Raw genomic sequence first — 25,692 nt, 5'->3', positions numbered from 1 at the left:
TTTTACAGCCCTCCGATGAGGATTACAAAACTCTTTTGGTTTTCTAATTCGCGTGCAAAGGTGGGACTTATTTTTCAAGTATCCAAATATTCATGATTTCTTTCACTGAAAAAGCAGCAAAACATGAACATTATCTACCACCATATCACTCTTTTGAAGGTAAACACACAGCCAATGAAAGACAGTCTATCAGTCTTTCATTGCTCTAACATAGGCTGTCAATACACTGAATAAATGATAGTTAGACATGCGCACTATTGTGGTACGGCTTCTTCATGCTTGTGAAGAAGCCGTACCACAATAGTGAAGAAGTTGCATCACAACCGTGCACAATAGTCATTAATAAGCTTTTAGTAGGAGAAAGAGCTGTTCTTTGCGGAAAGAAGACCAGCCATTTGCACAAGAAAAAACAGTATGCAAGCAAAGTTTGCCTACATACTTGCATAGCGTCTGCTTACATACCGTAAAACGCGATATAACAAACAATTAGAAAGCACCATGCAAGCATGTAAGCAAAATGTGTGGTAAACCTATTGTATATCTTTTCATTTTGCGACGACTCCATAGTAAACCATGTTATCAATACGCTTCTGATAAATCTGGTTATTCTGCAGCAGATACCCCAAGGCCAAACACAAATCCACATCCCTGAACTTCGTCAGTTTCTGTAATTCAAAGATTGTACACTTCTTAAGATTGCACAGAATGGAATATACCATTTTCATATTATTGGTCGCCTTCTCAATATTCTTCATATTATTATCTTATTATTAGTTCCTTTCTTAAAATGATATCCTATATTATCTACTCAAATATAAGATAAAGACAGAGCAATGACAAACATTGCCCATTCTTTTCATTTCAGATAACATTCTTTGAACTACATATACCTAAAATCTGCAAAAAATATAGAACTTTATAAATATCAACACTTTATAGAAAGGTATATTCACATTATACTATATCCGGAAACGATTATGCTGGTATAATCAAGGTACTATTATATGCTTGCCTTCGGGAGTGACTACTACCGAGCCCATTTTGATGTAATGTTTCCCTTCCGGCGAAACTATTACCTTTGTTTCGCTACTCTTGTCGGAAGATTCTTTTTTCTCGTCCATGAAACTCTTGTCCCGCGAAGTGGTAACCGGATAAGTATCCTCCAGATAGCTCTTCATTTCGTCCACTTTTCCGTCTTTGAACCACACCTTGACAGCCGACCACCCCGCAGGAGTATAAGCACGGAATGTCCAAGCCTCTCCCTCCTTATTCAAATCTCTAAATGCAGGCTCTCCTAAAATGGTACACACCTCTTTAAAGCTCATACCACGTTCAATGCTGCTCAACTGCTTATAATCAAACCCGTAGCTCTCATAAATGCCACAGCCCGTCACCAAGACAGCGAGTAACAAGCCTAAAACAACTGACATCTTTTTCATAATAGAAAGTTTTAGTATTTATCCATACAGCAAATGTAGTATGATAAAAACCTCCTTTTCCGTGATTCTCTCTATTTATACATAGGGATTTCCCTATCTTCGAAGTTTATTCCTATCTTTACAACCTATGTACAAAGAATATCATCCCAGCCCCCTGCTCTCCCCCTATATTGACAAATATTGGGAGTTTAAAGGACAACCCGGATACGGCATGCATATCAACATCCTGCCGGACGGATGCACAGACTTTATATTCACGTTGGGTGAAGCCCCTAAGGCCGTACACGACAGCCTCGTTATGCAGCCCTACCATACCTACTTCATTGGAGCCATGACCAAATATTCCGAATTAGTGACCCATACGGTAACAGTCCATATGCTGGGAATCCGTTTTCTGCCTTGCGGAATACTTCGTTTCATGGACCTCCCTTTGCAGGAGCTCACCAACTTGCGGTTAAACGCCGATGAGCTTACAAGCCTCTTTACCCACTCTTTTGCAGAGAGACTGGGCGAACTGGGAACCATTCAAGAGCACCTGGTCTTTATTGAAAACTTCCTGCTTCAAGCCTTATGCCGATACAGTCCAAAAACAGAACGGAGCATGCTGTTCGCCATACAGCAAATCAACCGATGCAAGGGTGACTTGTCACTCCTCCGGTTAGCGGAGGAGACTTGCCTATGCCAACGCCATTTCGAACGGAAATTCAAGCAGCACACCGGACTTACACCCAAAGAGTACAGTCGGATTATGAAGTTCAAACATGCTGTAGACTTGTTGCGAAGTACCTCTTTCGACAATCTGCTGTCCGTTGCCATCAAAGCAGGATATTATGATGTTTCCCATCTCTCAAAAGAAATCAAAAAGATGTCCGGCAACGCGCCAAGCCAGCTTCTCACTTCCGCTCCATTGGAAGAAGGGACTTTGAGTTATGTGAAAACATAAAAGTCGATTTTTTACAATAGCTCTTCCTATTACCATGCCTATATTTGCAGCAATCAAATCAATAAAAACATCCAATATGGCAACATTAATCGAGAAAGCAGCAGAAATCTTGGCAAGATGCGAAACCGTCGTCATCACTTCCATCAACCAAGAGGGATATCCCCGCCCCGTTCCAATGAGCAACATCAAGTCGGAAGGGGCCACAACCGTATGGTTGGCGACCGGCAAAGACAGTCTTAAAACAAAGGAGTTTGCAGCCAATCCGAAAGCAGGTTTGTGCTTTCAGGAAAAAGGAAACAGCGTAGTGCTCACCGGTGAGGTGGAGATTATAGAAGACGAAGCCACCAAGCAGGAAATGTGGCAAGAGTGGTTCAGCGCACACTTCAGCAAAGGCCCGACAGATCCCAATTATGTATTACTGAAATTCAAAGGACACCATGCCACCATTTGGATTGACGGACATTTTGTACGCAGAAATCTTTAAGAAGAGCATTCAGTTCCTCATCTGATGTCTTGCATGGGGGGATGAAAACTATAGCCCCTTCGTTATCACCGGCAATCCGAAACCTCCTTTCTGCAAAGTCAGGACTTTCGGTTTGCCTTTTCGTGCTTTGTTGTATGTGGCTGTGGAAACATGCAAGGTCTCTATCGCTCCATCCTCGAAAGCCACCTTTAAGTAATATTCCTTACGTACTCCGTCCGACACATAACGATGCTTGCCTACTTTACGTCTCTTTTCATGTTCTTTTATCAGCTTCTCAAGTACAGTGACCGTCACCTCCTTTGTCGAAGCAGGAGCCGCCATCCGATAATTCCCTACCAGAAAAAGCGAACAACTGATGACACCCACGCACACCACATGGCACAATATATTCACTGCCTTTTGCTCCATCGTTGTCAGCCATATCCATTTTTTATATAGAGGAAGTGTAACGACTGCCACCACAAGTCCCACCCCTACGGGTATCCACACAGCAGCCAACGTATCTTCATAGATGTTATATCCAATGCAGCCCAAAGCTACGACCAGTACAAACATCAGAAAACGGAGTATTTTTATAAACAGTTCTTTCATTGCCGCGTTTATATTTTGCAAATATAGGAAAAATATCATTCGACCGACTGTCAAATCTGTTCAATCTACATGAACTTACTTGCTTGATAGAATGTTATAACTACAATAACTAAAACAGAAAATATCATGGAAAAGAGCTTAATTCATAGTAATGAACTGCATTTTATCAGTAAGAAACGCATTCATCAAGCAGTAGAGAAAATGGTTGAGTCATTGGATTTGGCTGCGGGTTCCACAACCGGCTTCAACATCTATGCAGTAGTGGAGAGCTATTTCACGGATTTGGAAAAACGAAAAGAAATCAATCAGCTGCTCAACCTGGAACAAGATGTCTGCGAAGAAATAGAGGCAGAATTAAGTTATAAATAAACTACGGAGTTACCGACTACTATTAAGTTACGGGCTACAAGTTGTCCTGCAGTATGATAATGCAGGACACTTGTAGCCCGTAACTTATAGTAGCTGATAGCTAGTAAATTGAAACTTGTAGCCCACTCAGTCTTTCGCCTGATGCACCGTCAACTGCGGGAATGGGAAGTCGATACCTTCCTCGTTGAATACGGAGTAAATCTTCTTGTTCATATCAAAATAAACGCCCCAGTAGTCTCCGCTCTTCACCCAAACACGAATCACCACATTCACACTGCTGGCATCCAGGGCATGAAGAGCCACAAACGGCTCGGGAGTATTCAAGATACGGCTGTCTTCGGAGATGATACGACGCACGGTGTCTTCCACCTTATCATAATTTTCACCGTATTCCACACCGATTACCCAATCTACACGACGCGTATCCTCACGGCTGTAATTAGTTACTGTACCACTGCTCAACGCACCGTTAGGGATATAGATTACCTTATTGTCGGCTGTGGTCAGAATCGTATGGAAGATTTGAATTTCACGTACCGTTCCGGACACTCCCTGGCTTTCAATCCAGTCACCTACCTTGAAAGGACGGAACAGCAAGACAATCAGTCCACCCGCAAAGTTCTGCAAGTTTCCGGAAAGTGCCATACCGATAGCCACACCGGCAGATGCCAGCAGAGCGGCAAATGAAGTGGTTTCCACTCCCAGTTTGCCGATAACGGCAATGATTAACAGAATTGTCAGCAAGATATTGACCAAACTTTTCACAAAGCTCTGGATACTGGCATCCACATGTCTTTTTGCCAATAACCTCGCCAGCATTTTCCGAAGAAGGGATATTAAGAATCGCCCCACCACAAAGATTAGAACGGCTCCAATGATACGCCCACCGGCACTTACACTCCAATCTATCAATTGCTGAAGAAATATTTGTAGCTTGCTGAAACCATCGTCAGCAGTTTGGGCGGCAAAGGCTGCCATGAATAAGGATAATAACATAACTATATTTTTAAAATTAACGCTACAAAATTAACAAATAACTCTGATTTTCGTTCACTTAGCTTGTCTTTTTCAACGGAAACTCCTACTTTTGCTCCCGATTTCAACTAAGGGGTGCCCTAATACGACGGGCTGAGATCATACCCATTAACCTGATCCGGGTAATGCCGGCGGAGGGAAAAGAAGAAAAGTTCCCCTTTTCTGTATTCATCTAAACGAAACAATTGCAAATGAAGAGACATGCAATGGCGACCTGCCTCCTTATGGCAGCACTGGGTGTCTGTGCGCAGACACAAGAGCAAGACAGTCTGCGGGTGATAAACCTACAGGAAGTGGAAGTCATCTCCACACGTGCCACAAACAGCACACCGGTGGCATTCACCAATATAGGCAAAGAACAACTGAAAAAACAGAATTTCGGACAAGACCTGCCGTATCTATTGAGTATGACACCCTCCGCCATTACTACCAGCGACGCCGGTGCCGGGGTGGGTTACACCACACTGAGAGTCCGTGGAACAGACGGCACACGCATCAACGTCACCGCCAACGGTATTCCCATCAACGACGCGGAGAGTCACACGGTATTCTGGGTCAACCTGCCGGACTTCGCCTCCTCCGTCAAGGATATGCAGGTACAGCGCGGAGCAGGTACCTCAACGAACGGTGCAGGAGCTTTCGGTGCCAGCATCAACATGCAGACGGGTGATTTTTCCATGAAACCCTATGCAGAATTCAACGGTTCCTACGGCTCCTTCCATACGCACAAGGAGACGGTGAAAGTGGGAACGGGACTCATCAACAATCATTGGTCGTTCGATGCGCGGCTCTCCAACATCAGTACGGACGGGTATATAGACCGGGCGTCTGTGGGACTGAACTCCTATTATCTGCAAGGAGGATACTACAATGACAATACCTCCGTCAAACTGATAACCTTTGCCGGCAAAGAGCGCACTTACCACGCATGGAACTATGCCAGCAAGGAGGAGATGGAACGTTACGGACGGCGTTATAATTCCTGCGGATTCATGTACGCCACCGACCGGGACGGCCATGTATACAACAAAGAATATTATAAAGATGACAACGGCGAGAAGCATTACCTCACGGACGAAGGAGGTGCACTGCATTTCTATGACGACCAGACCGACAACTATACGCAAAAGAATTACCAGCTGCTATTCAACCACAATTTCACCTCACAATGGAACCTGAATATCGGCCTGCACTACACCAAAGGCGACGGATACTATCAAGAATATAAAGGCGAACGCTCGTTGGCAGAGTACGGCATGTCGCCTTTCGAATACAACGGCGGCAAGATAGAAGTAAGCGACCTTATCCGCAAGAAGGCAATGGACAACTGGTTTGGCGGCGGAATCTTCTCCGTAAGCTACAAAGCCGACCGTCTGCATGCCTCGCTAGGCGGTGCACTGAACCGCTATGACGGCGACCACTTCGGAAAAGTGCTTTGGGTAAAGAACTATATCGGCGAACTGAATCCCGACCACGACTACTACCGCAACAACGCCACAAAGAATGACGGAAATATTTATCTGAAAGCCAATTATGAACTGGTAAGCGGCCTCAGCGCCTACCTCGACCTGCAATACCGCCACATCAACTACAAGATAAACGGACTGAACGACAAGTACAACTGGACTGCCACCACTCCGGGAATGCAGAAGCTGGACATCGACGAAGACTTCGACTTCTTCAACCCGAAAGCCGGACTGTCCTGGCAAATCGACCGCAACCACCGCCTATACGGTTCGTTCAGCGTAGCCCATAAAGAGCCTACGCGCAACAACTACACCGACGGCTACTTCACCGAACATCCCAAGGCTGAGCGCTTGTTCGACTACGAACTGGGATATACCTTCGCCAACTCATGGCTCCATGCGGGTGCCAACTTCTACTATATGGACTATAAAGACCAGCTGGTACTGACGGGGGAGCTGAACGAGATAGGCGAAGCCATGGCCAGCAACGTGCCCGACAGCTACCGCATGGGTATCGAGCTGATGGCAGGCATCCGGCTGGACTGCGGTTTCCAATGGGACATCAATGCCACACTCAGCAAGAACCGTGTGCAGAACTTTACCGAAACTCTTTTTGAAAACGAGGAGGCCGGGTCGGAGGCATGGGTCATCAAACACGGGGATACCCCCATCGCATTCTCTCCCGACTTCATACTGAACAACCGCCTGGGCTATACGTTCAAGGGATTCGAGGCCTCGTTGCAGTCACAATATATCAGCAAGCAATACATGAGTAACGCCAAGCAAGAGGAGTGCACGCTGGATGCTTATTTCGTAAGCAACCTGAATCTGTCCTATACCTTCAAGTTGCCTAAAGTAAAGTCGGTAACCATAGGGTGCACCATCTATAATCTGTTCAATGAAGAATACGAAAACAACGGATACGCAGGCAGCGGATACTATCTCGACGATAACGGAGGAAAAGTCCGTTACAACTATGCCGGCTACGCTGCCCAAGCGGGAACGAATGTACTGGGACATATAGCTATTAATTTTTAAAACCCCTCGTTCCCTTGAAGGGGAGGGAGGATAGTCTTTCTGTTTTTATGGAACACGCTCTTGAAATTATCGGTACACTTGTCGGATTGCTCTACCTCTGGTTGGAGTACCGGGCAAGCATTTATCTTTGGATAGCGGGCATCATTATGCCTGCCGTTTACATCTTCGTCTACTACGATGCGGGGCTGTATGCCGACTTCGGGATAAATATCTACTATCTGGGGGCTGCTATCTACGGGTGGATGATGTGGAAATACGGTACGTTTCTGCGCCGGAAGATTCTACGGCAGAAAGCCCCGGTGCAGCAGGTGGAGGACAGAAGAACAGAAGGACAGAAGGAACTCCCCATTACGCGGATGCCGGTGCGCTATCTGCTGCCGCTGACTGTCATATTCGCTGCTGCCCTTTTGGGCATTGCGTGGATATTGGTGAACTTCACGGACAGCAATGTGCCCTGGCTGGACTCTTTCACCACTGCCATGAGCATCATCGGCATGTGGATGCTGGCACGGAAATATGTGGAACAATGGTGGGCATGGATTGCGGTGGATGTAGTGAGCACCGGGCTGTACATCTACAAAGGACTCGATTTTACGGCCGGACTATACGGCCTTTATACAATTATAGCTATCTTTGGCTACTTCAAATGGAGGAAAATGATGAACAAGGATGAAGGATTAGAGATTAGGGATTAAGAAAGATATGAAAAACGAACTATCAACGAGCAACGAGCAATTATTAACTATTGATGCCGTAGTTTTGGCGAATGGGGAATATCCTGCAAGTCCCCTACCTTTAAAGATATTGGCAGAAGCGCCTTACGTGGTCTGTTGCGACGGCGGAGCGGACGAATACATCCGCCGGGGCCATACTCCCGACGTAATCATCGGCGACGGTGACTCCCTCAGTGATGAAAACCGCCGGAAGTTCGGACATATCCTGCACCGCATCAGCGACCAGGAAACCAACGACCAGACCAAAGCCGTCAATTTCCTGCTGGCGCAAGATAAACGCCGCATCGCCATCATCGGTGCCACGGGCAAGCGTGAAGACCATACCCTGGGAAATATCAGCCTGCTCATCGACTATCTCCGCGCCGGAGCCGATGTACGTACCTATACCGATTACGGCATCTTCATCCCCTGCCGGGGTACCCGCACCTTCCCAAGCCATCCCGGACAGCAAGTATCCATCATCAACTTCACTGCACACGGTCTGCATGGCAAAGAACTGGTCTATCCCCTCAGCGACTTCACCAACTGGTGGCAAGGCACACTCAACGAATGCACCGGTACGGAATTCACCATCGAGGCGGAAGGGGAATACCTGGTATTCGTCACTACTTCTTCGCTTCCGCCACTTCAACAAAGTACACGCTGATACAAATCATGGCAATGGCAGCGGCTTGCGTCCAGCTGAAACGGTCTTGCCCCAAGGTGAGGGAAACAACGGTAGTCACCACCAATATCAGATAGCTGTACATGGCTACAACCGTCGTCTTGAGATACTTCAAGCCCACCGGAACCAGAAAGTAACTGAGGTAAGTAGGGAAAACCAGCACAAAAGCCAGCACCGCCCACGGCACCCAGTGCCACTCCCCATGCAAGGCATCCGTAAGCAAGGGTGCATCCCAGCCTATAATGGACGACACTATCAATCCCATTACTGCCGCACCGCCAAAGATGTACTTCATCATCGTCACTACCCCGACCTCTTCCAGCAATTTCTTGCTCACAATCAGGTAAACGGCAAAGACCAGCGAACTTACCATGCAGAACATGTTTCCCGTAAATGCATCGTGCGCCAAGTCGTCACTGCCTTGCGTAAGGATGCACAGCAACGCACCGCCAAAACCCAGCGCTATACCGATAATCTTCATCAGCGTAGCCTTTTCGTGCAGGAAAAAGACGGATATCAGAAAGACCCAAATGGGTTGCATAGAGTTGAAGATGGCACTGGAAACCGGAGTCGTCTTGCTGATGCCCAGCAGATAGCAGAACATGAATCCGTAGAGTCCGAAGGCTCCCAGACAGAACAGCCCTATCCGTTGCCGCTTTGTGGCCGGTGCCTCCTTTACAAACCAGCTTGTTATCCAAAATGCCACGGCAGCAAAGACACAACGCACCGTGACACCCGTCAATGCACCCAGCCACAAAGGGAGCAGAAATTTCAATCCATTCATATTCAACCCCGCCATGACGCGCGACGCAACCATACTGAGATTGGCTTCCAGTTTCTTATCTTTCATCAGCTTCGTATTTTTCCCCTCAAACAATTCATTACTTTGAAATGTTTTAGGAGAAAAAGGAGATAACACTATGGCAAAAGTTAAAGAAGAACAATCGTCTCAGCAAACAAAGCAAGTCCTCGCATTCTCCACCCGGCTACGCCATGACCTTAAGAAAGCCTGCCGGCAACTGGATGAGGGAGAAGGACAAGAGGACGTCACAATCAGTAAGGAGGTGAAGGCATGGCTAAACAAATAATCTGGTCGCCCCTCGCCAAAGAGGCGCTGAAGGGCCTGCTGATTTCCTCGCAAGAAAGAGATGGCAACAAACGGTGTGGCGGGGTTCTGTACTCCTTATTCCAAAATGCATTGTACCGCGTCACGCTGAATCCGTTTATCGGACAGCCCACCGAAGCAGAGAACATACGGTACATCATCCCGCATCCCGACTATACGCTTCTTTACCGGCACAGTCTCCGGAAGATTGAAGTGCTTGTGCTATGGAACAACCATCATAAGTTGGGCAGCATGATAGACCTCATCCGGGAAGAACCCGATACAGAATAAAGCAGCCAATCTTGTCAAGAGCAAATTTATGGAAGATTAACGGAACAGACGTATTATCGTCCGTTCATATAGCCGGAACAAACCATGTATCCGTCCCGAACATATCATCTGTTTATCCTCGACATACCGTCTGTCGGCGCTGAACATATCATCCGAAAGCCCGGAGCTTTTCATCCGAAACATCCGAGCTTTTCGTCAAAAACATCCGAGCTTTTCGTCAAAACCACCGGGATTTTCCAAGCAAATGCCTGCCATTCCGCTTGCTGAAGTGGAGGATTAAATCTGTAAAGCACCGGTTTAGGAGAGTAAACCCTAAGCTTTGGCTAATGAAGTGACGGAAGAACACAACAAAAAAGGAGAAGCGACGCCTCTCCTTTTATGCTAATTTAAAATTGAATCTGAACTAAGATTGCAGTTACAAAGATACAACATCCGAAAGGCAATGTCAAGCAATCCGGTGTTTTTCTTTACTGACGTCCCATTCTTTATACATGCATCAGATATTGCTTGAAGTCCGCAAAGTCCTTCGACATTGGCAGGCTCTTCTTCTCGCCGCGCATAAAGGCCTGAAGCTTGGCAGGTATTTCTACGGCTTCACCGATAATCTTCTCCACTGTATCCTTGAACTTCGCCGGATGGGCCGTTTCCAGGAATACGCCCGTTTCGCCGGGTTTCAGTCCTTCGGCCAGGGCCCGGAAGCCGCAGGCTCCGTGCGGGTCGAGCAGGTAATGGTCTTTCTTCCACACTTCTCGCATGGTTTCGGCAATCTGCTCGTCGGTATAAGTGGCACCGCTGATTTCGGCAGAGATGGCGGCATGGCTGCCTCCGTAAAGGTCGAGTACACGGGCAAAGTTACTCGGGTCGCCCACATCCATCGCGTTGGCAATGGTGGCAATACTGGGACGCGGCGTATAAACACCCGTCTGCAAATATTGGAAGAAGATATCATTGCGGTTATTGGAAGCGATAAAGCGTTCCACGGGCAGTCCCATACGCTTGCCGAAGAGGCCGGCAGTGATGTTACCGAAGTTACCGCTGGGTACACACACGACGGCATTGCCTCCCTTGCCGGCACGTTTCAGTTGAGCATAGGCATAAAAGTAATAGAATGCCTGCGGCAAGAAACGCGCCACGTTGATGGAATTGGCACTGGTCAGTTGCAGATGTTCGTTGAGCTCGCGGTCCATAAAAGCGGATTTAACCAAAGCCTGGCAATCGTCGAACGTACCATCGACCTCAATAGCCGTGATATTCTGCCCTAAGGTAGTGAACTGTTTCTCCTGGATTTCACTGACTTTTCCCTTCGGGTAGAGCACATAGACGTGTATGCCTTCCACACCGAGGAAACCATTGGCAACGGCACTGCCCGTATCACCGGAGGTAGCAACAAGCACATTGACTTGCTTCTTGCCCTCTTTCTTGATAAAGTATCCCAGCAAACGCGCCATGAAGCGGCCGCCTACATCCTTAAAGGCAAGCGTCGGACCATGGAACAGCTCAAGCGAATAAATATTCTCCGTCACCCGGACCAGAGGGACATCGAAACTGAGTGTGTCATACACAATCTGTTTCAGCGTATCGGCAGGAACATCCTCGCCAAAGAAAGCATCTGCCACGCGGTAGGCTATCTCCTGAAAGCTCAGCGTATCGATGCTGTCGTAAAACTCCTGCGGCAAGGGTTTGATTGTAAAGGGCATGAAAAGCCCCTTGTCGGCAGCCAGTCCCTTTACCACGGCCTCTTCAAGAGTGGCTTCGGGGGCTTGTTTGTTGGTGCTATAATATTTCATATTAAATTAAAAATTAAAGAATTAAAAATTAAAGGCTGCGCTATGATGCTGAATGGTAATCAGCACATTGGCATATTGGCACATTAGCGCCACATTATTCCTTCATAAATTCATTGATAAACTCGTCTTCTTTCATCAGTCCGTAGCTGCCGTCGCAGGCTGCCACTTCGTCGAATGTTTGCACGCCGTCAGGCTCTATACCCGGATACCAGATGAGAAACGGAATGGGTTCGGCCGTATGCGTACGGAGCTCGCAGGGAGTGGGATGGTCGGGCAATACGGCGATGGCAACGGGTTCCTCCCAATCCTTCACAGCCTCGTAGACAGGACCTACGGCACGGCTGTCCAGATTCTCAATCGTCATAATCTTCAAGGGGACGTTTCCTTCGTGACCGGCCTCATCACTGGCCTCGATATGCAGGTAGACAAAATCATCCGTCCGCAATGCATCAAGGGCGGCAGCCACCTTATTCTCATAGTTGGTATCATAAAGCCCCGTCGCACCTTCTACGGTGATGCGCCGCAATCCGGCATAACAGCCGATGCCGTTAATCAAATCCACGGCAGAAATCACAGCACCACGCTTCACCTGCGGGAACTTGTCTGAAAGGCGCTCCATCTGCGGACGATAACCGGGACTCCACGGCCAGATGCTATTGGCAGGGTCCTTACCCTCGGCCTTCCGCTTCATGTTGACCGGATGGTTTTCCAGCAACACTTGCGAACGGAGAATCAAATCATTAATCAAATCGGCAGTCTGCTTCGGAGTAAGCTCTGCACCGCCTTCGGGGACCGAAATATTCTCCGTACCCTCCATCGGCTTCACCATCAACGGACGGAAAGGCCTCAAAGGGACATCGTGGGGCGGCGTACAGTCAATGCGCTTGTCCCCTCCTTTTATTACCAGCAGATGGCGGTATTGCACGCCCGTATGGAAATGCACGCGGTCATCACCCAAATGCTCCTGAAGGTATTTTACCAACACATCCGCTTCCTCTGTAGTAATGTGCCCGGCAGAATGATTCTTGATATTGTCTCCCTCGATGCAGATAATGTTGCAGCGCATCGCCATCTCACCCGGCTGCAAGTCCACACCGATACTCGCCGCCTCCAATGGACCGCGGCCTTCGTACACCTTCGGCAGGTTATAGCCCAGAACGGACATATTCGCCACCTCACTGCCGGGATGAAATCCCTCGGCCACCGTCACCAGCCTTCCCACACGTCCCATGCGTGCCAGCTTGTCCATATAGGGAGTTGCAGCCGCCTGCAGCAAGGTTTTGCCTCCCAGAGCCTTCACGGGCCAGTCGGCCATACCATCACCCAATATAATGATGTGTTTCATCTTTCTATATTACGATTTGGATTAAACGTTTGCAATGCTCATAATATCCGCAAATACCCCCGCAGCCGTTACACCCGCACCGGCTCCGTAGCCTTGTATCATCATCGGATATTCCTTATAACGTGCCGTGGTCAGCAGGATGATGTTATTGCTGCCTTCCAGCCCGTAGAACGGATGGTTGGCGCCGACTTCCTGCAAACCGACAGATGCTTTGCCATTTTCCAGTTTGGCTACGAAACGCCAATGCTTGTTCTCGGCTTCCAACACCTTGCGGCGGGCTTCGAAATCGGCATCGAGGCTCGGCACTTTCTTCCAGAAGTCATCCAGGGAGCCTTCAAAGAAGTCATCGGGCACAAAGAGGTTCTTCTCAACATCGCTCTGTTCCAAACAGTAACCGGCCTCGCGTGCCAGAATCACCAGTTTGCGGATAACATCCTTTCCGCTGAGGTCGATACGCGGATCGGGCTCGGAGTAACGTTCCTCCTGCGCCATCTTAATGGTCTTGCTGAAAGGAATGTCGGCACTGATTTTATTGAAGATATAGTTCAACGTACCGCTCAGCACGGCTTCAATCTTCAATATCTTATCACCGCTATGGATAAGGTCGTTAATGGTATTGATGATGGGGAGTCCGGCACCTACATTGGTTTCAAACAAGTACTTCACACCGCGTTGGCGGGCAATCTGTTTCAGTTCACGGTAGTTCTCGTATTCGGAAGAAGCGGCAATCTTGTTAGCAGCCACTACCGAAACATTGTGCAGCAGCAAGTCCTTGTAAAGGGAAGCCACGCCTGCACTTGCCGTACAGTCCACAAAGACAGAGTTAAAGATGTTCATACCGATAATCTCATTACGCAGCGTTTCCAGAGAGCTGTCCTTTCCCTTCTCCTGCAGTTCTTCACGAAAACGTCCCAAATCGAAACCTTCGCGGCTGAACATGGCCTTGTTTGCATCGGCAATGCCCACTACATTCAATTGCAGGCCGTTCTCCTGCATCAGCTTCTGGCGCTGGCTGTGGATTTGTTCTATCAGACTGCCACCTACGGTTCCTATACCACAGATAAAGAGATTCAGTACCTGATATTCCGACAAGAAGAAAGAATCATGGATGACATTCAGCGATTTGCGCAACGACTTGCTGTCCACTACAAACGAGATGTTGGTTTCCGAAGCACCCTGCGCACAAGCAATCACATTGATACCGTTACGCCCCAACGTACCGAACAGCTTTCCGGCAATACCCGGCGTATGCTTCATGTTTTCGCCTACGATGGCCACGGTAGCCAGGTTCTTTTCTGCCTGAATAGGAGAAATTTCTCCCATCTCTATTTCTTTGGCAAACTCCTCGTTCAGCACCTCGCAAGCCAGATCAGCATCCGCATTGCGCACACCGATAGACGTTGAATTCTCCGAAGAAGCCTGGGACACAAGGAACACACTGATGCCATTCTTTGCCAGCGCCTTGAAGATACGGTAGTTCACACCGATGACACCTACCATACCAAGGCCTTGCACTGTAATTAGGCTCGTATCATTGATGGATGAAATACCCTTGATAGCCTTGCTTTGCGGGTCGGAAACCTCTCGCTTGATGACAGTTCCCGCCCCCTCCGGGTTGAAGGTATTCTTTACCAAAATGGGAATGTTCTTGTGGCAAACCGGATAGATTGTAGGCGGATAGACCACTTTCGCACCGAAGTTACAAAGCTCCGTAGCTTCCACATAGCTCAATTCATTGATAGTGTATGCCCTGGAAATCACACGCGGGTCAGCTGTCATGAACCCGTCTACATCCGTCCAGATTTCCAGACTGTCAGCATCCAGTGCGGCAGCAATAATTGCCGCTGTATAGTCGGAACCACCTCTACCCAGGTTCGTTACCTCTCCCGTCATTTTGTCTGTGGAGATAAACCCCGGAACCAATACGCGTTTGGGCAGGCTGCTGAATGTTTCGTGCACCAACGAATTTGTCAGCTCCGTATCCAGCACATGCTTGGAATGCTTCTTCTCCGTCTTGATAAACTTGCGTGAGTCAAACCACTCCGCTCCCGTCAGTTGTGCCACGATGATAGATGAAAGCCGTTCGCCATAGCTCACAATCGTATCGGACGTCTTCTGCGAAAGGTCCTTTATCAGATAAATACCCTGAAAGATGTCCTTCAGCTCGTTGAGCAGCTCACCAATCTGGCGTTGCAAGGCAACCTGCGCCTCGCCTGCCGGAATCACTTCCTTAATCATTTCCACATGACGATAGACAATCTCCCGGAACTCATTCTCGTAAGAAGCATCACCGGCTGCCGCCATTCTAGAGGTGTTTATCAACTTGTCCGTGATGCCGCCCAATGCGGACACCACCACGATAACCGGTTCATCGACTGCTTCTACAATTCTCTTGACGCTCAAAATACTGTTCACGGAACCTACGGACGTTCCGCCGAATTTCATTACTTTCATTTCTCTTTATATTGTTGAGATGGTTGATACAATGTGTCGGAAACAAGCTGCTACGGCTTGCATTGACTTTAATTAAATGGAAAAACTGCTTGAAAATGGTGTAACACATAGAAACACAAAATACTATCCCTAACCCCTAAGGGTCATGGTCCACATGGATGTGACTGTATGTTGATAGTACTTGTTCATAGTCTCTTGTTTCTATCATTTATGATAAGTGTTGCAAAAGTAACAATAAAAACATTCAATCTATCACTTTTTGCGACTTTTTTGCGATAAAAATACAGAAAGCCTCTAAAAAGGCAAGAAATATGCACAACTTACGGCTTACACTTTCACACTTTCCATACCTTTTTTCTGTATATCCGTTTATTCTTTTCTAACATTTTGCTATCATTCTCAATATATATCATTATATTTGCATGGAAAACATGAAAGAAAAGTGCGCATGAACCCAGAAAACACTTCCGTTTTGCTAATATACACCGGTGGAACTATCGGAATGATAGAGAATGCAGAAACCGGCGCCCTGGAAAGCTTCAACTTCGAGCAGTTGCAGAAACATGTTCCCGAACTTCAGAGATTTGCGTTCCGTATCGACACTTATCAATTCGACCCGCCCATGGATTCCTCGGACATGGACCCCGATGCCTGGCGCAAACTGGTACGCATCATCAGCAACAACTACAACCAATATACAGGCTTCGTCATCCTGCATGGCACAGACACCATGGCCTACACAGCTTCTGCACTCAGCTTCATGCTTGAAGGGCTGAACAAGCCCGTCATCCTAACCGGCTCGCAACTGCCCATTGGCGTGCTCCGCACAGACGGCAAGGAAAACCTGCTGACCAGCATCGAAATAGCCACCGACCGCCACTCCAACGGACAGCCCATCGTACCCGAAGTCTGCATCTTCTTCGAAAACCACCTGATGCGCGGCAACCGTACCACCAAAATGAACGCGGAGAACTTCAATGCTTTCCGTTCCTTCAATTATCCGGTACTCGCTTCCGCCGGTATACATATTAAATATAATAATGTGCAAATTCATACGCACGGCACTCCCCACGAACTGGAGCCTCATTATCTGCTTGATACCAACATCGCCATACTGAAGCTTTTTCCAGGTATTCAGGAAAATGTCGTGGCAGCCATACTTGCCACTAAAGGACTGAAGGCCGTAGTCCTCGAAACCTACGGTTCCGGCAACGCTCCCCGAAAGGAATGGTTTCTACGCCGCCTGCATGATGCCTGCGAACAAGGCATCATCATTGTCAACGTCACCCAATGCAGTGCCGGCACTGTTGAAATGGAGCGCTATGAAACCGGTTACCAACTGATGCAGGCAGGAGTTGTCTGCGGATATGACAGCACAACGGAATCTGCCGTAACCAAGCTGATGTTCCTTCTGGGGCACGATTATCCGCCTGCCGAAATACGCGAACTGATGGGACGACCGCTGGCAGGGGAAATTACCGTGTGAAGCACAACTATCACTGCACCGGGGTCAATTCTCCCGTCACAGAATCTATTATGAAACCGCTGACATTGATATCATTCGGTATCAGCGGATGATTGATAATAGCTTCCACCGTACCTTTTACCGATTTCTCCGTATCTTCGAATCCATACAGCCAAGACTCGAAATCCACTCCGCAGAAACGAATCATATCAATCGTCTCTTGCTTGATGCCCCGGGCCTTCATATGCTCTATCATCTGGGCGCTGCTCATGTGGCACGCACCGCAATCGGAGTGGGCAATAACCATCACTTCCGTCACGCCCAACTCGTAAATGGCCACCATCAGGCTACGAATGACACTACCGAACGGATGTGAAATGATTCCACCCGCATTCTTTATCATCTTCACATCGCCGTTCTTGATGCCCAAGGCTGCCGGCAGTAAAGCGGTCAAACGGGTATCCATACAAGAGAGGATGGCAATCTTCTTATCCGGGTATTTATTCGTGATGTATTTCTCATACCCCTTCTCGGCTACAAAACGCTTGTTGTATGCAAGAATATCTTCTATCATGGCTTTTATAACATGTTATTGTTTTCTACTCACAAAAATAAAAAAACTCTATGGGAGTCTGCAAGCCCTGCATCGAAAAATTGTACCTTTGGGCAATCATTTTAGAAGAGAATGCACAACTATGGCTAAAGAGAAGACGGTTTATGTATGCAGCAACTGCGGACAAGACTCTCCCAAATGGGTAGGCAAGTGTCCGTCGTGCGGAATGTGGAACACGTATGTGGAAGAGGTGGTACGGAAAGAAGTGGTGAACAAGCGTCCCGTATCGGGCATAGAGACCGCCAAAGCCAAACCCATAACCCTCCATGAAATTGTAGCCGATGACGAACCGCGCATTGACCTCCATGATGCCGAACTGAACCGGGTACTAGGTGGTGGTCTTGTACAAGGATCTCTTGTTTTGATTGGCGGCGAACCGGGCATCGGGAAATCCACCCTGGTGCTACAAACCGTACTCCGCATACCGGAAAAACGCATCCTCTACGTCTCCGGCGAAGAAAGTACCCGCCAATTGAAACTGCGTGCCGACCGCTTGACAAGTGCTTCCAGTGATTGCCTCATCGTATGCGAAACTTCCCTGGAACAGATTTACGTCCATATCAAGAACATCCGCCCGGACATCGTCATCATCGACTCCATACAGACGATTTCTACCGAAACCCTTGAATCGTCGCCGGGGAGTATTGCCCAGGTACGGGAATGTTCCGCCTCCATCCTGCGCTTTGCCAAGGAAACGCATACGGCGGTCATCCTTATCGGGCATATCAATAAGGAAGGAAGCATAGCCGGCCCCAAGGTACTGGAACATATCGTGGATACCGTACTCCAGTTCGAGGGCGACCAGCACTACATGTACCGCATCCTGCGTAGCATCAAGAACCGCTTCGGAAGCACTGCCGAACTGGGTATTTACGAAATGCGGCAAGATGGATTACGGCAGGTGAGCAACCCATCCGAACTACTGCTGAGCCAGGACCATGAAGGTATGAGCGGCATAGCCATCGCCTCCGCGATAGAAGGCATCAGACCGTTCCTCATCGAAACGCAGGCATTGGTCAGCAGTGCCGTATATGGTAACCCACAACGCTCTGCCACAGGGTTCGACATCCGCCGCATGAATATGCTGCTGGCCGTATTGGAAAAACGTGTAGGCTTCAAGCTGGCACAGAAAGACGTCTTTCTCAACATTGCCGGCGGATTGAAAGTGAACGACCCGGCAATAGACCTTGCCGTCATCAGCTCTATCCTCTCCAGCAACATGGACACGGCCATAGAGCCGGAGGTGTGCATGGCGGGAGAAATAGGTCTGTCAGGTGAAATCCGCCCAGTGAACCGCATAGAGCAGCGCATCGGAGAAGCAGAGAAACTTGGATTCAAGCGATTCATACTTCCCAAGTATAATATGCAAGGACTGAACACGAAGAAGATTAAAATGGAATTGATACCGGTACGGAAGGTGGAAGAAGCATTCCGTGCCCTATTCGGATAATCATTATGATACAAGAATACCAACTGCGCGTATTGCCCGAAGTAGCGGCAAACGAGCAACGCCTGAAAGAGTACTTAGTACATGAGAAAGGACTGAATGCACGGGAGATAACAGCAACGCGCATCTTGAAGCGCAGTATCGATGCCCGCCAACGGACAATCTATATCAACCTCAACGTACGGGCATATCTGAACGAAATGCCGAAAGAGGACGAATATCAACATACCTTATATAATAATGTAGAAGGAAAGCCCCAAGTAGTAGTGGTAGGCGCCGGTCCCGGAGGACTCTTCGCCGCCCTGCGACTGATAGAGCTCGGTCTGCGCCCCGTCATTGTGGAGCGTGGAAAGGACGTACGGGAACGCAAGAAAGACTTGGCGCAAATCAGCCGCCAGCAACTCGTCAACCCGGAGTCCAATTACAGCTTCGGAGAGGGAGGTGCCGGAGCTTACTCGGATGGCAAGCTGTACACACGCAGTAAGAAGCGTGGCAATGTAGACAAGATTCTGAACGTCTTCTGCCAACATGGAGCCTCCACTTCCATTCTGGTAGATGCACATCCGCACATAGGTACGGACAAACTGCCGCGTGTCATCGAAAACATGCGGAACACTATCATCCAGTGTGGTGGCGAAGTCCACTTCGAAACACGCATGGACGCCCTGCTCATAGAGAAGGATGAAGTCAAAGGCATTGAAACAAATACCGGCAAGACTTTCCTCGGCCCGGTGATACTTGCCACCGGTCACTCCGCCCGGGACGTATACCGCTGGCTTGCCGCCAACAATGTAGAGATTGAAGCTAAAGGCATTGCCGTAGGCGTACGACTGGAACACCCTGCCACCTTGATAGACCAAATACAATATCACAACCGGAACGGACGGGGAAAATATCTGCCTGCCGCCGAATATAGTTTTGTAAACCAGGTGGACGGACGAGGAGTATATAGCTTTTGCATGTGTCCCGGCGGCTTCGTTGTGCCCGCCGCCAGCGGTCCCGAGCAGATTGTAGTCAACGGGATGAGTCCCAGCAACCGCGGTTCCCGTTGGAGCAATTCGGGAATGGTGGTAGAGCTACGCCCGGAAGACATAGAGCAATTTACTATTGACAATCTACAATTTACAATTTCTATGCAGCACGACAGCACGGCTAATTGTCAATTGCCAACCGTCAACTCCCAATTAAGCATGATGTATTTTCAAGAGTATCTGGAGCGCCTCTGCTGGCAACAAGGCAATATGAAGCAGACAGCACCGGCACAGAGAATGGCAGACTTCACTAAGAAAAAACTGAGTTACGACCTGCCGGAAACTTCGTATGCACCGGGACTGGTTTCCTCACCTCTGCACTTCTGGATGCCTTCTTTCATTGCAGAACGCCTGAGCAAAGGTTTCCAGCTATTCGGGAAATACAGCCGTGGTTTCTTGACGAACGAGGCGACAATGATTGGAGTGGAAACCCGTACTTCGGCGCCGGTACGCATAACAAGAGACAAGGAGACACTGCAACATGTACGCGTAAAAGGATTGTTCCCTTGCGGAGAAGGCGCCGGATATGCCGGAGGCATTGTTTCTGCCGGAATTGACGGCGAACGATGTGCGGAAGCGGCAAAGGCATTCTTTGATTAAGCTATAATATTTACATCCAAATTTTGATTTTTCACTTTTTCTCGTTTAATTTGTAAACTATTATCACATATATGTTGTTATATTGTATTTATTATGAGGTTCATCATAAACATTGTATGCTTTCTATTCCTTTTGCCTCTCATAGCTACGGCGCAAACATATAAATACATAGGGGTGGAAAACGGATTGAGCAACCGCAGAATCTTCGACATTCAAAAGGATTCGGTAGGTTACATGTGGTTCCTCACCAACGAAGGCATAGACCGGTACAATGGAAAAGACATCAAGCATTATAAATTAATAGAAGAAAACAAAGAGTCAAGTTTCCCCATCCATCTCGGTTGGCTATATTTTGAAGAGAAAGGGAAATTATGGGTCATAGGTAAAGCCGGTCGCATTTTTCAATACAACCAAGAACACGATGTGTTCAACAGAGTATATAAACTGCCCAAGACACCGGTCAATATCAGCTACGGCTATATGGACTGCAATCACAGGATTTGGCTCTGCAGCAGATACAGCATCGCTCTCTACGACACACAAACCGGAGAGGTCCATCAAATGTCCAATGAACTGAAAAGCAGCATTACAAGTATCGAACAAGTGGACAATAACCACTTCTTCATGGGTACCGACAAGGGATTGCGATATGTCAAACTCGAAAATGAGACATTGCAGATTGTCCCTCTTGAACCTCTTGACAAAATCCAGGCCCAAATCAGTTCACTCTATTTCCACCAAGAATCACAAAGACTTTTCATCGGTACTTTTGAAAAAGGCGTCTTTGCCTACGACATACGGCAACAACGGATTATACACTCCAATACGGATTTGAGCGATGTAAACATTGCCCGAATCAAGCCTCTGAACCAGACAGAGCTATTGATAGCGACAGAAGGTATGGGTATACACAAAATCAACATGAACTCGTGTATCTCGGAACCGTACATCGTCTCCAGCTACAAAAGCCACAATGAGATGAACAGCAATAACATCAATGACATTTATATTGATGAAGAAAAGCGGATATGGATAGCCAACTACCCGGAAGGAATTACCATTATAGACAACCGGTACAAAAGCTACAACTGGATAAAGCATTCTATCGGAAACAGACAATCGCTGGTCAACGACCAGGTACACTCTGTCATTGAAGACAGTGACGGAGACCTATGGTTCGGAACAAGTAACGGAATCAGCCTTTATCAATCGAAAACCGGGCAGTGGCATTCATTCCTGAGCTCCTTCGACCATCAACTGAAAAACAAGAATCACATCTTCATTACGCTATGCGAGGTATCACCCGGCATTATTTGGGCAGGAGGATATACTTCGGGAGTATACAAAATAAATAAAAGGACACTCTCGGTAGAATATTTCTCCCCTTACCTGCTCAATCCGGACAACATTCGTCCTGACAAGTATATCCGCGACATTGTAAAAGACTCCAAAGGATATATCTGGTCCGGAGGGTTCTATAATCTGAAGTGCTTCGATTTGTCCCTGAATTCCGTCCGTCTGTATCCCGGAATAAATTCCGTCACCGCCATTACAGAAAAGGACGACGGACACATGTGGATTGGGACAAGTGCCGGACTGTATCTGCTGGACAAAGAGTCGGGTAGATTCCAATATGTCGCCTTGCAGGAAGAGACGACCTACATCAACACACTTTACCAAGCGGAAGACCTCTCTTTATATATAGGAACAAACGGCTCCGGAGTGGTTGTCTACAACGCAAAGGACAATACGTTCAAGCATTATCACAAGGACAATTGTGCCTTGATTTCAAACAACATCTACACCATACTCCCCGAGTCGGACGGGCATATCCTGATGAGTACCGAAAACGGAATCAGCAGTTTCCACCCTACGGAGAAGACATTCCACAACTGGACCAAAGAGCAAGGGCTGATGTCCTCCTGCTTCAGTGCCTCTTCCGGAACGCTACGCAAGAACAAGGGTTTTGTCTTTGGCAGCACAGACGGAGCCATCGAGTTCCCCGAAGGAACCCGTTTGCCCAAGTACATCTACTCTCCTATGATACTCAGCGATTTTCAGATACTCTATCAGACTGTCTTTCCCGGCAGTCCGAATTCCCCCTTGAAGGAAAACATCAACCAGACAGACCGGTTAAAGCTGAAATATAACCAGAACACTTTTTCCCTCAGCATTTCATCCATCAATTATGACGCGCCGGACAATGTCGCTTTCTACTGGAAGCTGGAAGGCTTTTACGATGACTGGAACCGCCTGGGTGAAGAAGGGCATCTCCGCTTCACCAACCTTGCCTCGGGCGATTACAAACTTTACATACGGGCGGTATCCAAGGAAGAGCCGTATCTTTATTTTGAAGAGCGAAGCATCGACATCAGCATTGCGCGCCCCGTCTGGTTCAGTTTTTGGGCCATAGCCTGCTATGTCCTGCTGACAGTACTGATGTCCGTTGTCGGTTTCCGTGTCATGGCACTGAGAAAACAGAAAAAGATATCCGATGAGAAAACCCGTTTCTTTGTCAATACCGCGCATGATATCCGCACGCCATTGACACTGATAAAGGCACCTCTGGAAGAAATGCTTGAAAACAAGACACTGAACGAAGCCGAGACCAACAATATGCACATGGCACTGAGAAATGTCAACTCCCTCCTGCGCATGACTACCAATCTGATAAACTTTGAACGGGCAGAAGTATATTCCCCTCATCTGTACATAGCAGAATATGAACTGAATACTTACATCAAGGAGATATACAACAATTTCCAGACCTATGCCACCATAAAACATATCACTTTCAGATACGAAAGCAATTTCAGCTACATGAATGTATGGTTCGACAAAGAGAAGATGGACTCTATCCTGGAAAATGTCATATCCAATGCTCTGAAGTATACTCCCAAAAATGGCGATATACTCATTTCTGTTTATGACATGAAAAGTTCCTGGAGACTGGAAGTCAAAGATAATGGAATAGGAATTCCCGCCAAAGAACAAAGAAAACTGTTCAAGATGCACTTCCGTGGAACAAATGCCATCAACTCCAAAATAACGGGAAGCGGTATCGGTCTGATGCTGGTGCGGAAGCTGGTAAGCCTGCACAATGGAAAAATATACATTGAGAGCACCGAATGCCAAGGCAGTACTGTCAGAATCATCCTTCCCAAAGAGAAAGAACAGTTCAAGAACTTCACTCTGTCCGTTAAGGATAAGAAGACCTTCTATGAACCGGATGTCCCCACCGTTCCTTTGAAACTTGCCGGAGAACTCCGGACTGAAGACAATGACAAACTGCATCGCATCCTGATTGTGGAAGACAATGACGAGCTGCGCAGCTACCTCTTTCAGTCCTTCTCCCCGATTTACAATGTACAAGTATGCAACAACGGCAAGGAAGCGCTGACCATTGTAAAACAATTCTGGCCGGAACTGATTCTTTCCGACATCATGATGCCGGAAATGCGAGGCGACGAATTATGCATCGCCATCAAGAACGATATTGAAACATCCCACATCCCGGTAGTACTGCTGACGGCACTAGGAGATGAAAAGAACATTCTCGAAGGACTCCATATCGGTGCGGACGAATATATTGTAAAACCTTTCAGCATAAACATACTGAAAGCCAGCATTGCCAACCTGCTTGCCAACCGCGCATTGCTGCGCAAGAGATATGCGGATTTGGAAATCAATACAGAAGAAGAGCCCTCCACAACTACCACTTGCTCCAACAGTCTCGACTGGAAATTCATGTCGAATGTAAAGAGACATATCGAGGAGAACATGGATAATCCCGATTTCACAGTAGACGTATTGTGCTCGCTCCTGAACATGAGCCGTACCAGCTTCTACAGTAAACTGAAAGCGCTGACCGGCCAGGCACCGGCAGATTTCGTACGGAATATCCGTTTGAAACATGCTGCTGAGCTGTTGAAAGAAGGGAAATATTCCGTGACTGAAGTAGCAGAAAGAACCGGTTTCTGCGATGGGAAATACTTCCGGGAAGTCTTTAAGAAATATTTCAATGTCAGCCCCAGCCAATATGCGAAAGGAGACACTCCCCGTTCCCCAAAAGGAGAGGGAGAATAGTTCTGCATAGGAGAATTTTTCATTTTGCAGCCCCGCACAGACAAACCCTAAAAAATAATCCGTATTTTTGCAGAAACAAAAAAACGAGAATGACTCCTGAAATAGCAATCGTCGACTCCAACACCCTCTCCTGTCTGGGACTGCAGAACTTGCTGGAGGAAATCATCCCGACAGCCATCATCCGCTCTTTCCGTTCCTTTGGCGAACTGATGGATGATACGCCTGACATGTATGTGCATTATTTCATCTCTTCACAGATTTACTTCGAGCATACCGCTTTCTTTCTGGAGCGCAAGCCCAAAACCATTGTGCTGGTCAATGGTGAAACCGTCCCCCAACTGTCGGGCATGCCGACGCTAAACATCTATCAGGACGAACAAAATCTGGCAAAAAACATTCTGCAGCTGCGCCAATACGGAAACCAATACAGACAAAACCACGGAAAGCCGGCACCCGCCAGACACTCGGATATGGCAATAAATACAGCCGCCGGGCACGACCTTTCCGCCCGCGAAATAGAAGTGCTGGTGCTGATTACCAAAGGTCTCATCAACAAGGAGATTGCCGACAAACTGAACATCAGCCTGACCACCGTCATCTCACACCGCAAGAATATCACCGAGAAGCTGGGTATCAAGTCCGTGTCCGGGCTGACTATCTATGCCGTGATGCACGGATATGTGGAAGCGGACAGAATATAATCCT

At 47.7% G+C, this 25,692-nt stretch carries 23 protein-coding genes and 1 riboswitch; of the genes, 13 read left to right on the top strand and 10 right to left on the bottom strand.

What is annotated here, in order from left to right:
* Nucleotides 1-545: 545 nt before the first annotated feature.
* The gene (locus DW800_RS14870; protein ID WP_005835016.1) at nt 546-755 is read right to left on the bottom strand and encodes a winged helix-turn-helix domain-containing protein; all 210 of its coding nucleotides are present in this window, start codon (nt 753-755) and stop codon (nt 546-548) included.
* Between the two features lie 234 nt (nt 756-989).
* Complete coding sequence (locus tag DW800_RS14865; RefSeq protein WP_005835014.1) at nt 990-1,439, bottom strand: hypothetical protein; 450 nt, start codon at nt 1,437-1,439, stop codon at nt 990-992.
* Nucleotides 1,440-1,566: 127 nt separating this feature from the next.
* On the opposite strand from DW800_RS14865, the gene DW800_RS14860 reads away from it, so the two are divergent.
* A complete protein-coding gene (locus DW800_RS14860) occupies nt 1,567-2,382 on the top strand; it encodes a helix-turn-helix transcriptional regulator (RefSeq protein ID WP_119958165.1) in 816 nt (271 codons plus the stop codon).
* Between the two features lie 76 nt (nt 2,383-2,458).
* Nucleotides 2,459-2,866, top strand: coding sequence for a pyridoxamine 5'-phosphate oxidase family protein (locus DW800_RS14855; protein ID WP_005835009.1), 408 nt, complete (start codon nt 2,459-2,461; stop codon nt 2,864-2,866).
* A 48-nt stretch (nt 2,867-2,914) separates the two neighbouring features.
* Here DW800_RS14855 and DW800_RS14850 read toward each other — a convergent pair whose 3' ends face one another.
* Complete coding sequence (locus tag DW800_RS14850) at nt 2,915-3,457, bottom strand: hypothetical protein (protein ID WP_005828477.1); 543 nt, start codon at nt 3,455-3,457, stop codon at nt 2,915-2,917.
* 126 nt (nt 3,458-3,583) lie between these two features.
* On the opposite strand from DW800_RS14850, the gene DW800_RS14845 reads away from it, so the two are divergent.
* Nucleotides 3,584-3,826: a hypothetical protein gene (locus tag DW800_RS14845; RefSeq protein WP_005828479.1), complete on the top strand. Its 243-nt coding sequence runs from the start codon at nt 3,584-3,586 to the stop codon at nt 3,824-3,826.
* 126 nt (nt 3,827-3,952) lie between these two features.
* Here the strand turns inward: DW800_RS14845 and DW800_RS14840 are convergent, their stop codons facing one another.
* Complete coding sequence (locus DW800_RS14840; RefSeq protein ID WP_016274197.1) at nt 3,953-4,822, bottom strand: mechanosensitive ion channel family protein; 870 nt, start codon at nt 4,820-4,822, stop codon at nt 3,953-3,955.
* A gap of 100 nt (nt 4,823-4,922) precedes the next feature.
* A riboswitch (TPP riboswitch) is annotated at nt 4,923-5,019 on the top strand.
* A gap of 33 nt (nt 5,020-5,052) precedes the next feature.
* Between DW800_RS14840 and DW800_RS14835 the strand changes: the two genes are divergently transcribed.
* Genes DW800_RS14835 through DW800_RS14825 form a run of 3 tightly spaced genes read left to right on the top strand, consistent with a single transcriptional unit; the run spans nt 5,053 to nt 8,745 of the window.
* The gene (locus tag DW800_RS14835) at nt 5,053-7,365 is read left to right on the top strand and encodes a TonB-dependent receptor (RefSeq protein ID WP_119958164.1); all 2,313 of its coding nucleotides are present in this window, start codon (nt 5,053-5,055) and stop codon (nt 7,363-7,365) included.
* A gap of 47 nt (nt 7,366-7,412) precedes the next feature.
* Complete coding sequence (gene pnuC, locus DW800_RS14830) at nt 7,413-8,060, top strand: nicotinamide riboside transporter PnuC (RefSeq protein WP_035458096.1); 648 nt, start codon at nt 7,413-7,415, stop codon at nt 8,058-8,060.
* A gap of 7 nt (nt 8,061-8,067) precedes the next feature.
* Nucleotides 8,068-8,745 carry a thiamine diphosphokinase gene (locus tag DW800_RS14825; protein ID WP_119958163.1) on the top strand — a complete coding sequence of 226 codons (678 nt, stop codon included), beginning with the start codon at nt 8,068-8,070 and terminating at the stop codon, nt 8,743-8,745.
* On the opposite strand, the gene DW800_RS14820 is transcribed toward DW800_RS14825, so the two are convergent.
* On the bottom strand, nt 8,705-9,613 hold the full coding sequence (locus DW800_RS14820; RefSeq protein WP_117703582.1) for a DMT family transporter: 909 nt from the start codon (nt 9,611-9,613) through the stop codon (nt 8,705-8,707). The two genes, DW800_RS14825 and DW800_RS14820, sit on opposite strands and share 41 nt — an antisense overlap.
* Before the next feature lie 70 nt (nt 9,614-9,683).
* Here DW800_RS14820 and DW800_RS19685 point away from each other — a divergent pair, with 70 nt between their 5' ends.
* Nucleotides 9,684-9,851 (top strand): hypothetical protein, encoded by a 168-nt coding sequence (locus tag DW800_RS19685; protein WP_016274202.1) that lies wholly within the window; start codon nt 9,684-9,686, stop codon nt 9,849-9,851.
* Entirely contained in the window at nt 9,836-10,159 is a 324-nt protein-coding gene (locus DW800_RS14815) for a hypothetical protein (RefSeq protein ID WP_016274203.1), read from the top strand. The genes DW800_RS19685 and DW800_RS14815 overlap by 16 nt, the downstream gene beginning before the upstream one ends.
* A gap of 36 nt (nt 10,160-10,195) precedes the next feature.
* On the opposite strand, the gene DW800_RS19830 is transcribed toward DW800_RS14815, so the two are convergent.
* From DW800_RS19830 to thrA, 4 genes are all read right to left on the bottom strand, one after another.
* Entirely contained in the window at nt 10,196-10,342 is a 147-nt protein-coding gene (locus DW800_RS19830; protein ID WP_207814339.1) for a hypothetical protein, read from the bottom strand.
* 302 nt (nt 10,343-10,644) lie between these two features.
* The gene (thrC, locus tag DW800_RS14810; RefSeq protein WP_117703564.1) at nt 10,645-11,946 is read right to left on the bottom strand and encodes a threonine synthase; all 1,302 of its coding nucleotides are present in this window, start codon (nt 11,944-11,946) and stop codon (nt 10,645-10,647) included.
* A gap of 94 nt (nt 11,947-12,040) precedes the next feature.
* The gene (locus DW800_RS14805; RefSeq protein ID WP_117703565.1) at nt 12,041-13,291 is read right to left on the bottom strand and encodes a cofactor-independent phosphoglycerate mutase; all 1,251 of its coding nucleotides are present in this window, start codon (nt 13,289-13,291) and stop codon (nt 12,041-12,043) included.
* Between the two features lie 21 nt (nt 13,292-13,312).
* On the bottom strand, nt 13,313-15,745 hold the full coding sequence (gene thrA / locus DW800_RS14800; protein ID WP_117703566.1) for a bifunctional aspartate kinase/homoserine dehydrogenase I: 2,433 nt from the start codon (nt 15,743-15,745) through the stop codon (nt 13,313-13,315).
* A gap of 448 nt (nt 15,746-16,193) precedes the next feature.
* Between thrA and DW800_RS14790 the strand changes: the two genes are divergently transcribed.
* Nucleotides 16,194-17,231 (top strand): asparaginase, encoded by a 1,038-nt coding sequence (locus DW800_RS14790; RefSeq protein ID WP_005834979.1) that lies wholly within the window; start codon nt 16,194-16,196, stop codon nt 17,229-17,231.
* A 10-nt stretch (nt 17,232-17,241) separates the two neighbouring features.
* Here DW800_RS14790 and DW800_RS14785 read toward each other — a convergent pair whose 3' ends face one another.
* Complete coding sequence (locus DW800_RS14785) at nt 17,242-17,784, bottom strand: beta-class carbonic anhydrase (protein ID WP_005834976.1); 543 nt, start codon at nt 17,782-17,784, stop codon at nt 17,242-17,244.
* A gap of 121 nt (nt 17,785-17,905) precedes the next feature.
* Here DW800_RS14785 and radA point away from each other — a divergent pair, with 121 nt between their 5' ends.
* The 4 genes from radA (at nt 17,906) to DW800_RS14765 (ending at nt 25,688) form a co-directional block, all read left to right on the top strand.
* On the top strand, nt 17,906-19,273 hold the full coding sequence (radA, locus tag DW800_RS14780; RefSeq protein WP_005834974.1) for a DNA repair protein RadA: 1,368 nt from the start codon (nt 17,906-17,908) through the stop codon (nt 19,271-19,273).
* Nucleotides 19,274-19,278: 5 nt separating this feature from the next.
* Nucleotides 19,279-20,901 (top strand): NAD(P)/FAD-dependent oxidoreductase, encoded by a 1,623-nt coding sequence (locus DW800_RS14775; protein ID WP_117703567.1) that lies wholly within the window; start codon nt 19,279-19,281, stop codon nt 20,899-20,901.
* A 93-nt stretch (nt 20,902-20,994) separates the two neighbouring features.
* Nucleotides 20,995-24,987, top strand: a complete 3,993-nt coding sequence (locus tag DW800_RS14770) for a two-component regulator propeller domain-containing protein (protein WP_117703568.1) — start codon at nt 20,995-20,997, stop codon at nt 24,985-24,987.
* A gap of 89 nt (nt 24,988-25,076) precedes the next feature.
* Entirely contained in the window at nt 25,077-25,688 is a 612-nt protein-coding gene (locus DW800_RS14765) for a helix-turn-helix transcriptional regulator (protein WP_005828517.1), read from the top strand.
* Nucleotides 25,689-25,692: the final 4 nt, after the last annotated feature.

Source organism: Bacteroides sp. AM32-11AC (genome assembly GCF_003603515.1).
Lineage (GTDB): Bacteria > Bacteroidota > Bacteroidia > Bacteroidales > Bacteroidaceae > Bacteroides > Bacteroides uniformis.
Note: the sequence above shows the minus strand (reverse complement) of the source record. Positions and strands in the feature narration are given on the sequence as shown.

What these genes read in the sequence shown, in the direction of transcription:
- DW800_RS14770 (WP_117703568.1), top strand. Translation starts at nt 20,995, where the DNA reads ATGAGGTTCATCATAAACATTGTATGCTTTCTATTCCTTTTGCCTCTC.
- DW800_RS14820 (WP_117703582.1), bottom strand. Translation starts at nt 9,613, where the DNA reads ATGAAAGATAAGAAACTGGAAGCCAATCTCAGTATGGTTGCGTCGCGC.
- DW800_RS14835 (WP_119958164.1), top strand. Translation starts at nt 5,053, where the DNA reads ATGAAGAGACATGCAATGGCGACCTGCCTCCTTATGGCAGCACTGGGT.
- DW800_RS19685 (WP_016274202.1), top strand. Translation starts at nt 9,684, where the DNA reads ATGGCAAAAGTTAAAGAAGAACAATCGTCTCAGCAAACAAAGCAAGTC.
- DW800_RS14870 (WP_005835016.1), bottom strand. Translation starts at nt 755, where the DNA reads ATGAAGAATATTGAGAAGGCGACCAATAATATGAAAATGGTATATTCC.
- DW800_RS14860 (WP_119958165.1), top strand. Translation starts at nt 1,567, where the DNA reads ATGTACAAAGAATATCATCCCAGCCCCCTGCTCTCCCCCTATATTGAC.
- thrC (WP_117703564.1), bottom strand. Translation starts at nt 11,946, where the DNA reads ATGAAATATTATAGCACCAACAAACAAGCCCCCGAAGCCACTCTTGAA.
- DW800_RS14825 (WP_119958163.1), top strand. Translation starts at nt 8,068, where the DNA reads ATGAAAAACGAACTATCAACGAGCAACGAGCAATTATTAACTATTGAT.
- DW800_RS14865 (WP_005835014.1), bottom strand. Translation starts at nt 1,439, where the DNA reads ATGAAAAAGATGTCAGTTGTTTTAGGCTTGTTACTCGCTGTCTTGGTG.
- DW800_RS14815 (WP_016274203.1), top strand. Translation starts at nt 9,836, where the DNA reads ATGGCTAAACAAATAATCTGGTCGCCCCTCGCCAAAGAGGCGCTGAAG.
- DW800_RS14805 (WP_117703565.1), bottom strand. Translation starts at nt 13,291, where the DNA reads ATGAAACACATCATTATATTGGGTGATGGTATGGCCGACTGGCCCGTG.
- DW800_RS14775 (WP_117703567.1), top strand. Translation starts at nt 19,279, where the DNA reads ATGATACAAGAATACCAACTGCGCGTATTGCCCGAAGTAGCGGCAAAC.
- DW800_RS14855 (WP_005835009.1), top strand. Translation starts at nt 2,459, where the DNA reads ATGGCAACATTAATCGAGAAAGCAGCAGAAATCTTGGCAAGATGCGAA.
- DW800_RS14850 (WP_005828477.1), bottom strand. Translation starts at nt 3,457, where the DNA reads ATGAAAGAACTGTTTATAAAAATACTCCGTTTTCTGATGTTTGTACTG.
- radA (WP_005834974.1), top strand. Translation starts at nt 17,906, where the DNA reads ATGGCTAAAGAGAAGACGGTTTATGTATGCAGCAACTGCGGACAAGAC.
- DW800_RS14840 (WP_016274197.1), bottom strand. Translation starts at nt 4,822, where the DNA reads ATGTTATTATCCTTATTCATGGCAGCCTTTGCCGCCCAAACTGCTGAC.
- DW800_RS14845 (WP_005828479.1), top strand. Translation starts at nt 3,584, where the DNA reads ATGGAAAAGAGCTTAATTCATAGTAATGAACTGCATTTTATCAGTAAG.
- DW800_RS14790 (WP_005834979.1), top strand. Translation starts at nt 16,194, where the DNA reads ATGAACCCAGAAAACACTTCCGTTTTGCTAATATACACCGGTGGAACT.
- DW800_RS19830 (WP_207814339.1), bottom strand. Translation starts at nt 10,342, where the DNA reads ATGTTTCGGATGAAAAGCTCCGGGCTTTCGGATGATATGTTCAGCGCC.
- DW800_RS14765 (WP_005828517.1), top strand. Translation starts at nt 25,077, where the DNA reads ATGACTCCTGAAATAGCAATCGTCGACTCCAACACCCTCTCCTGTCTG.
- DW800_RS14785 (WP_005834976.1), bottom strand. Translation starts at nt 17,784, where the DNA reads ATGATAGAAGATATTCTTGCATACAACAAGCGTTTTGTAGCCGAGAAG.
- pnuC (WP_035458096.1), top strand. Translation starts at nt 7,413, where the DNA reads ATGGAACACGCTCTTGAAATTATCGGTACACTTGTCGGATTGCTCTAC.
- thrA (WP_117703566.1), bottom strand. Translation starts at nt 15,745, where the DNA reads ATGAAAGTAATGAAATTCGGCGGAACGTCCGTAGGTTCCGTGAACAGT.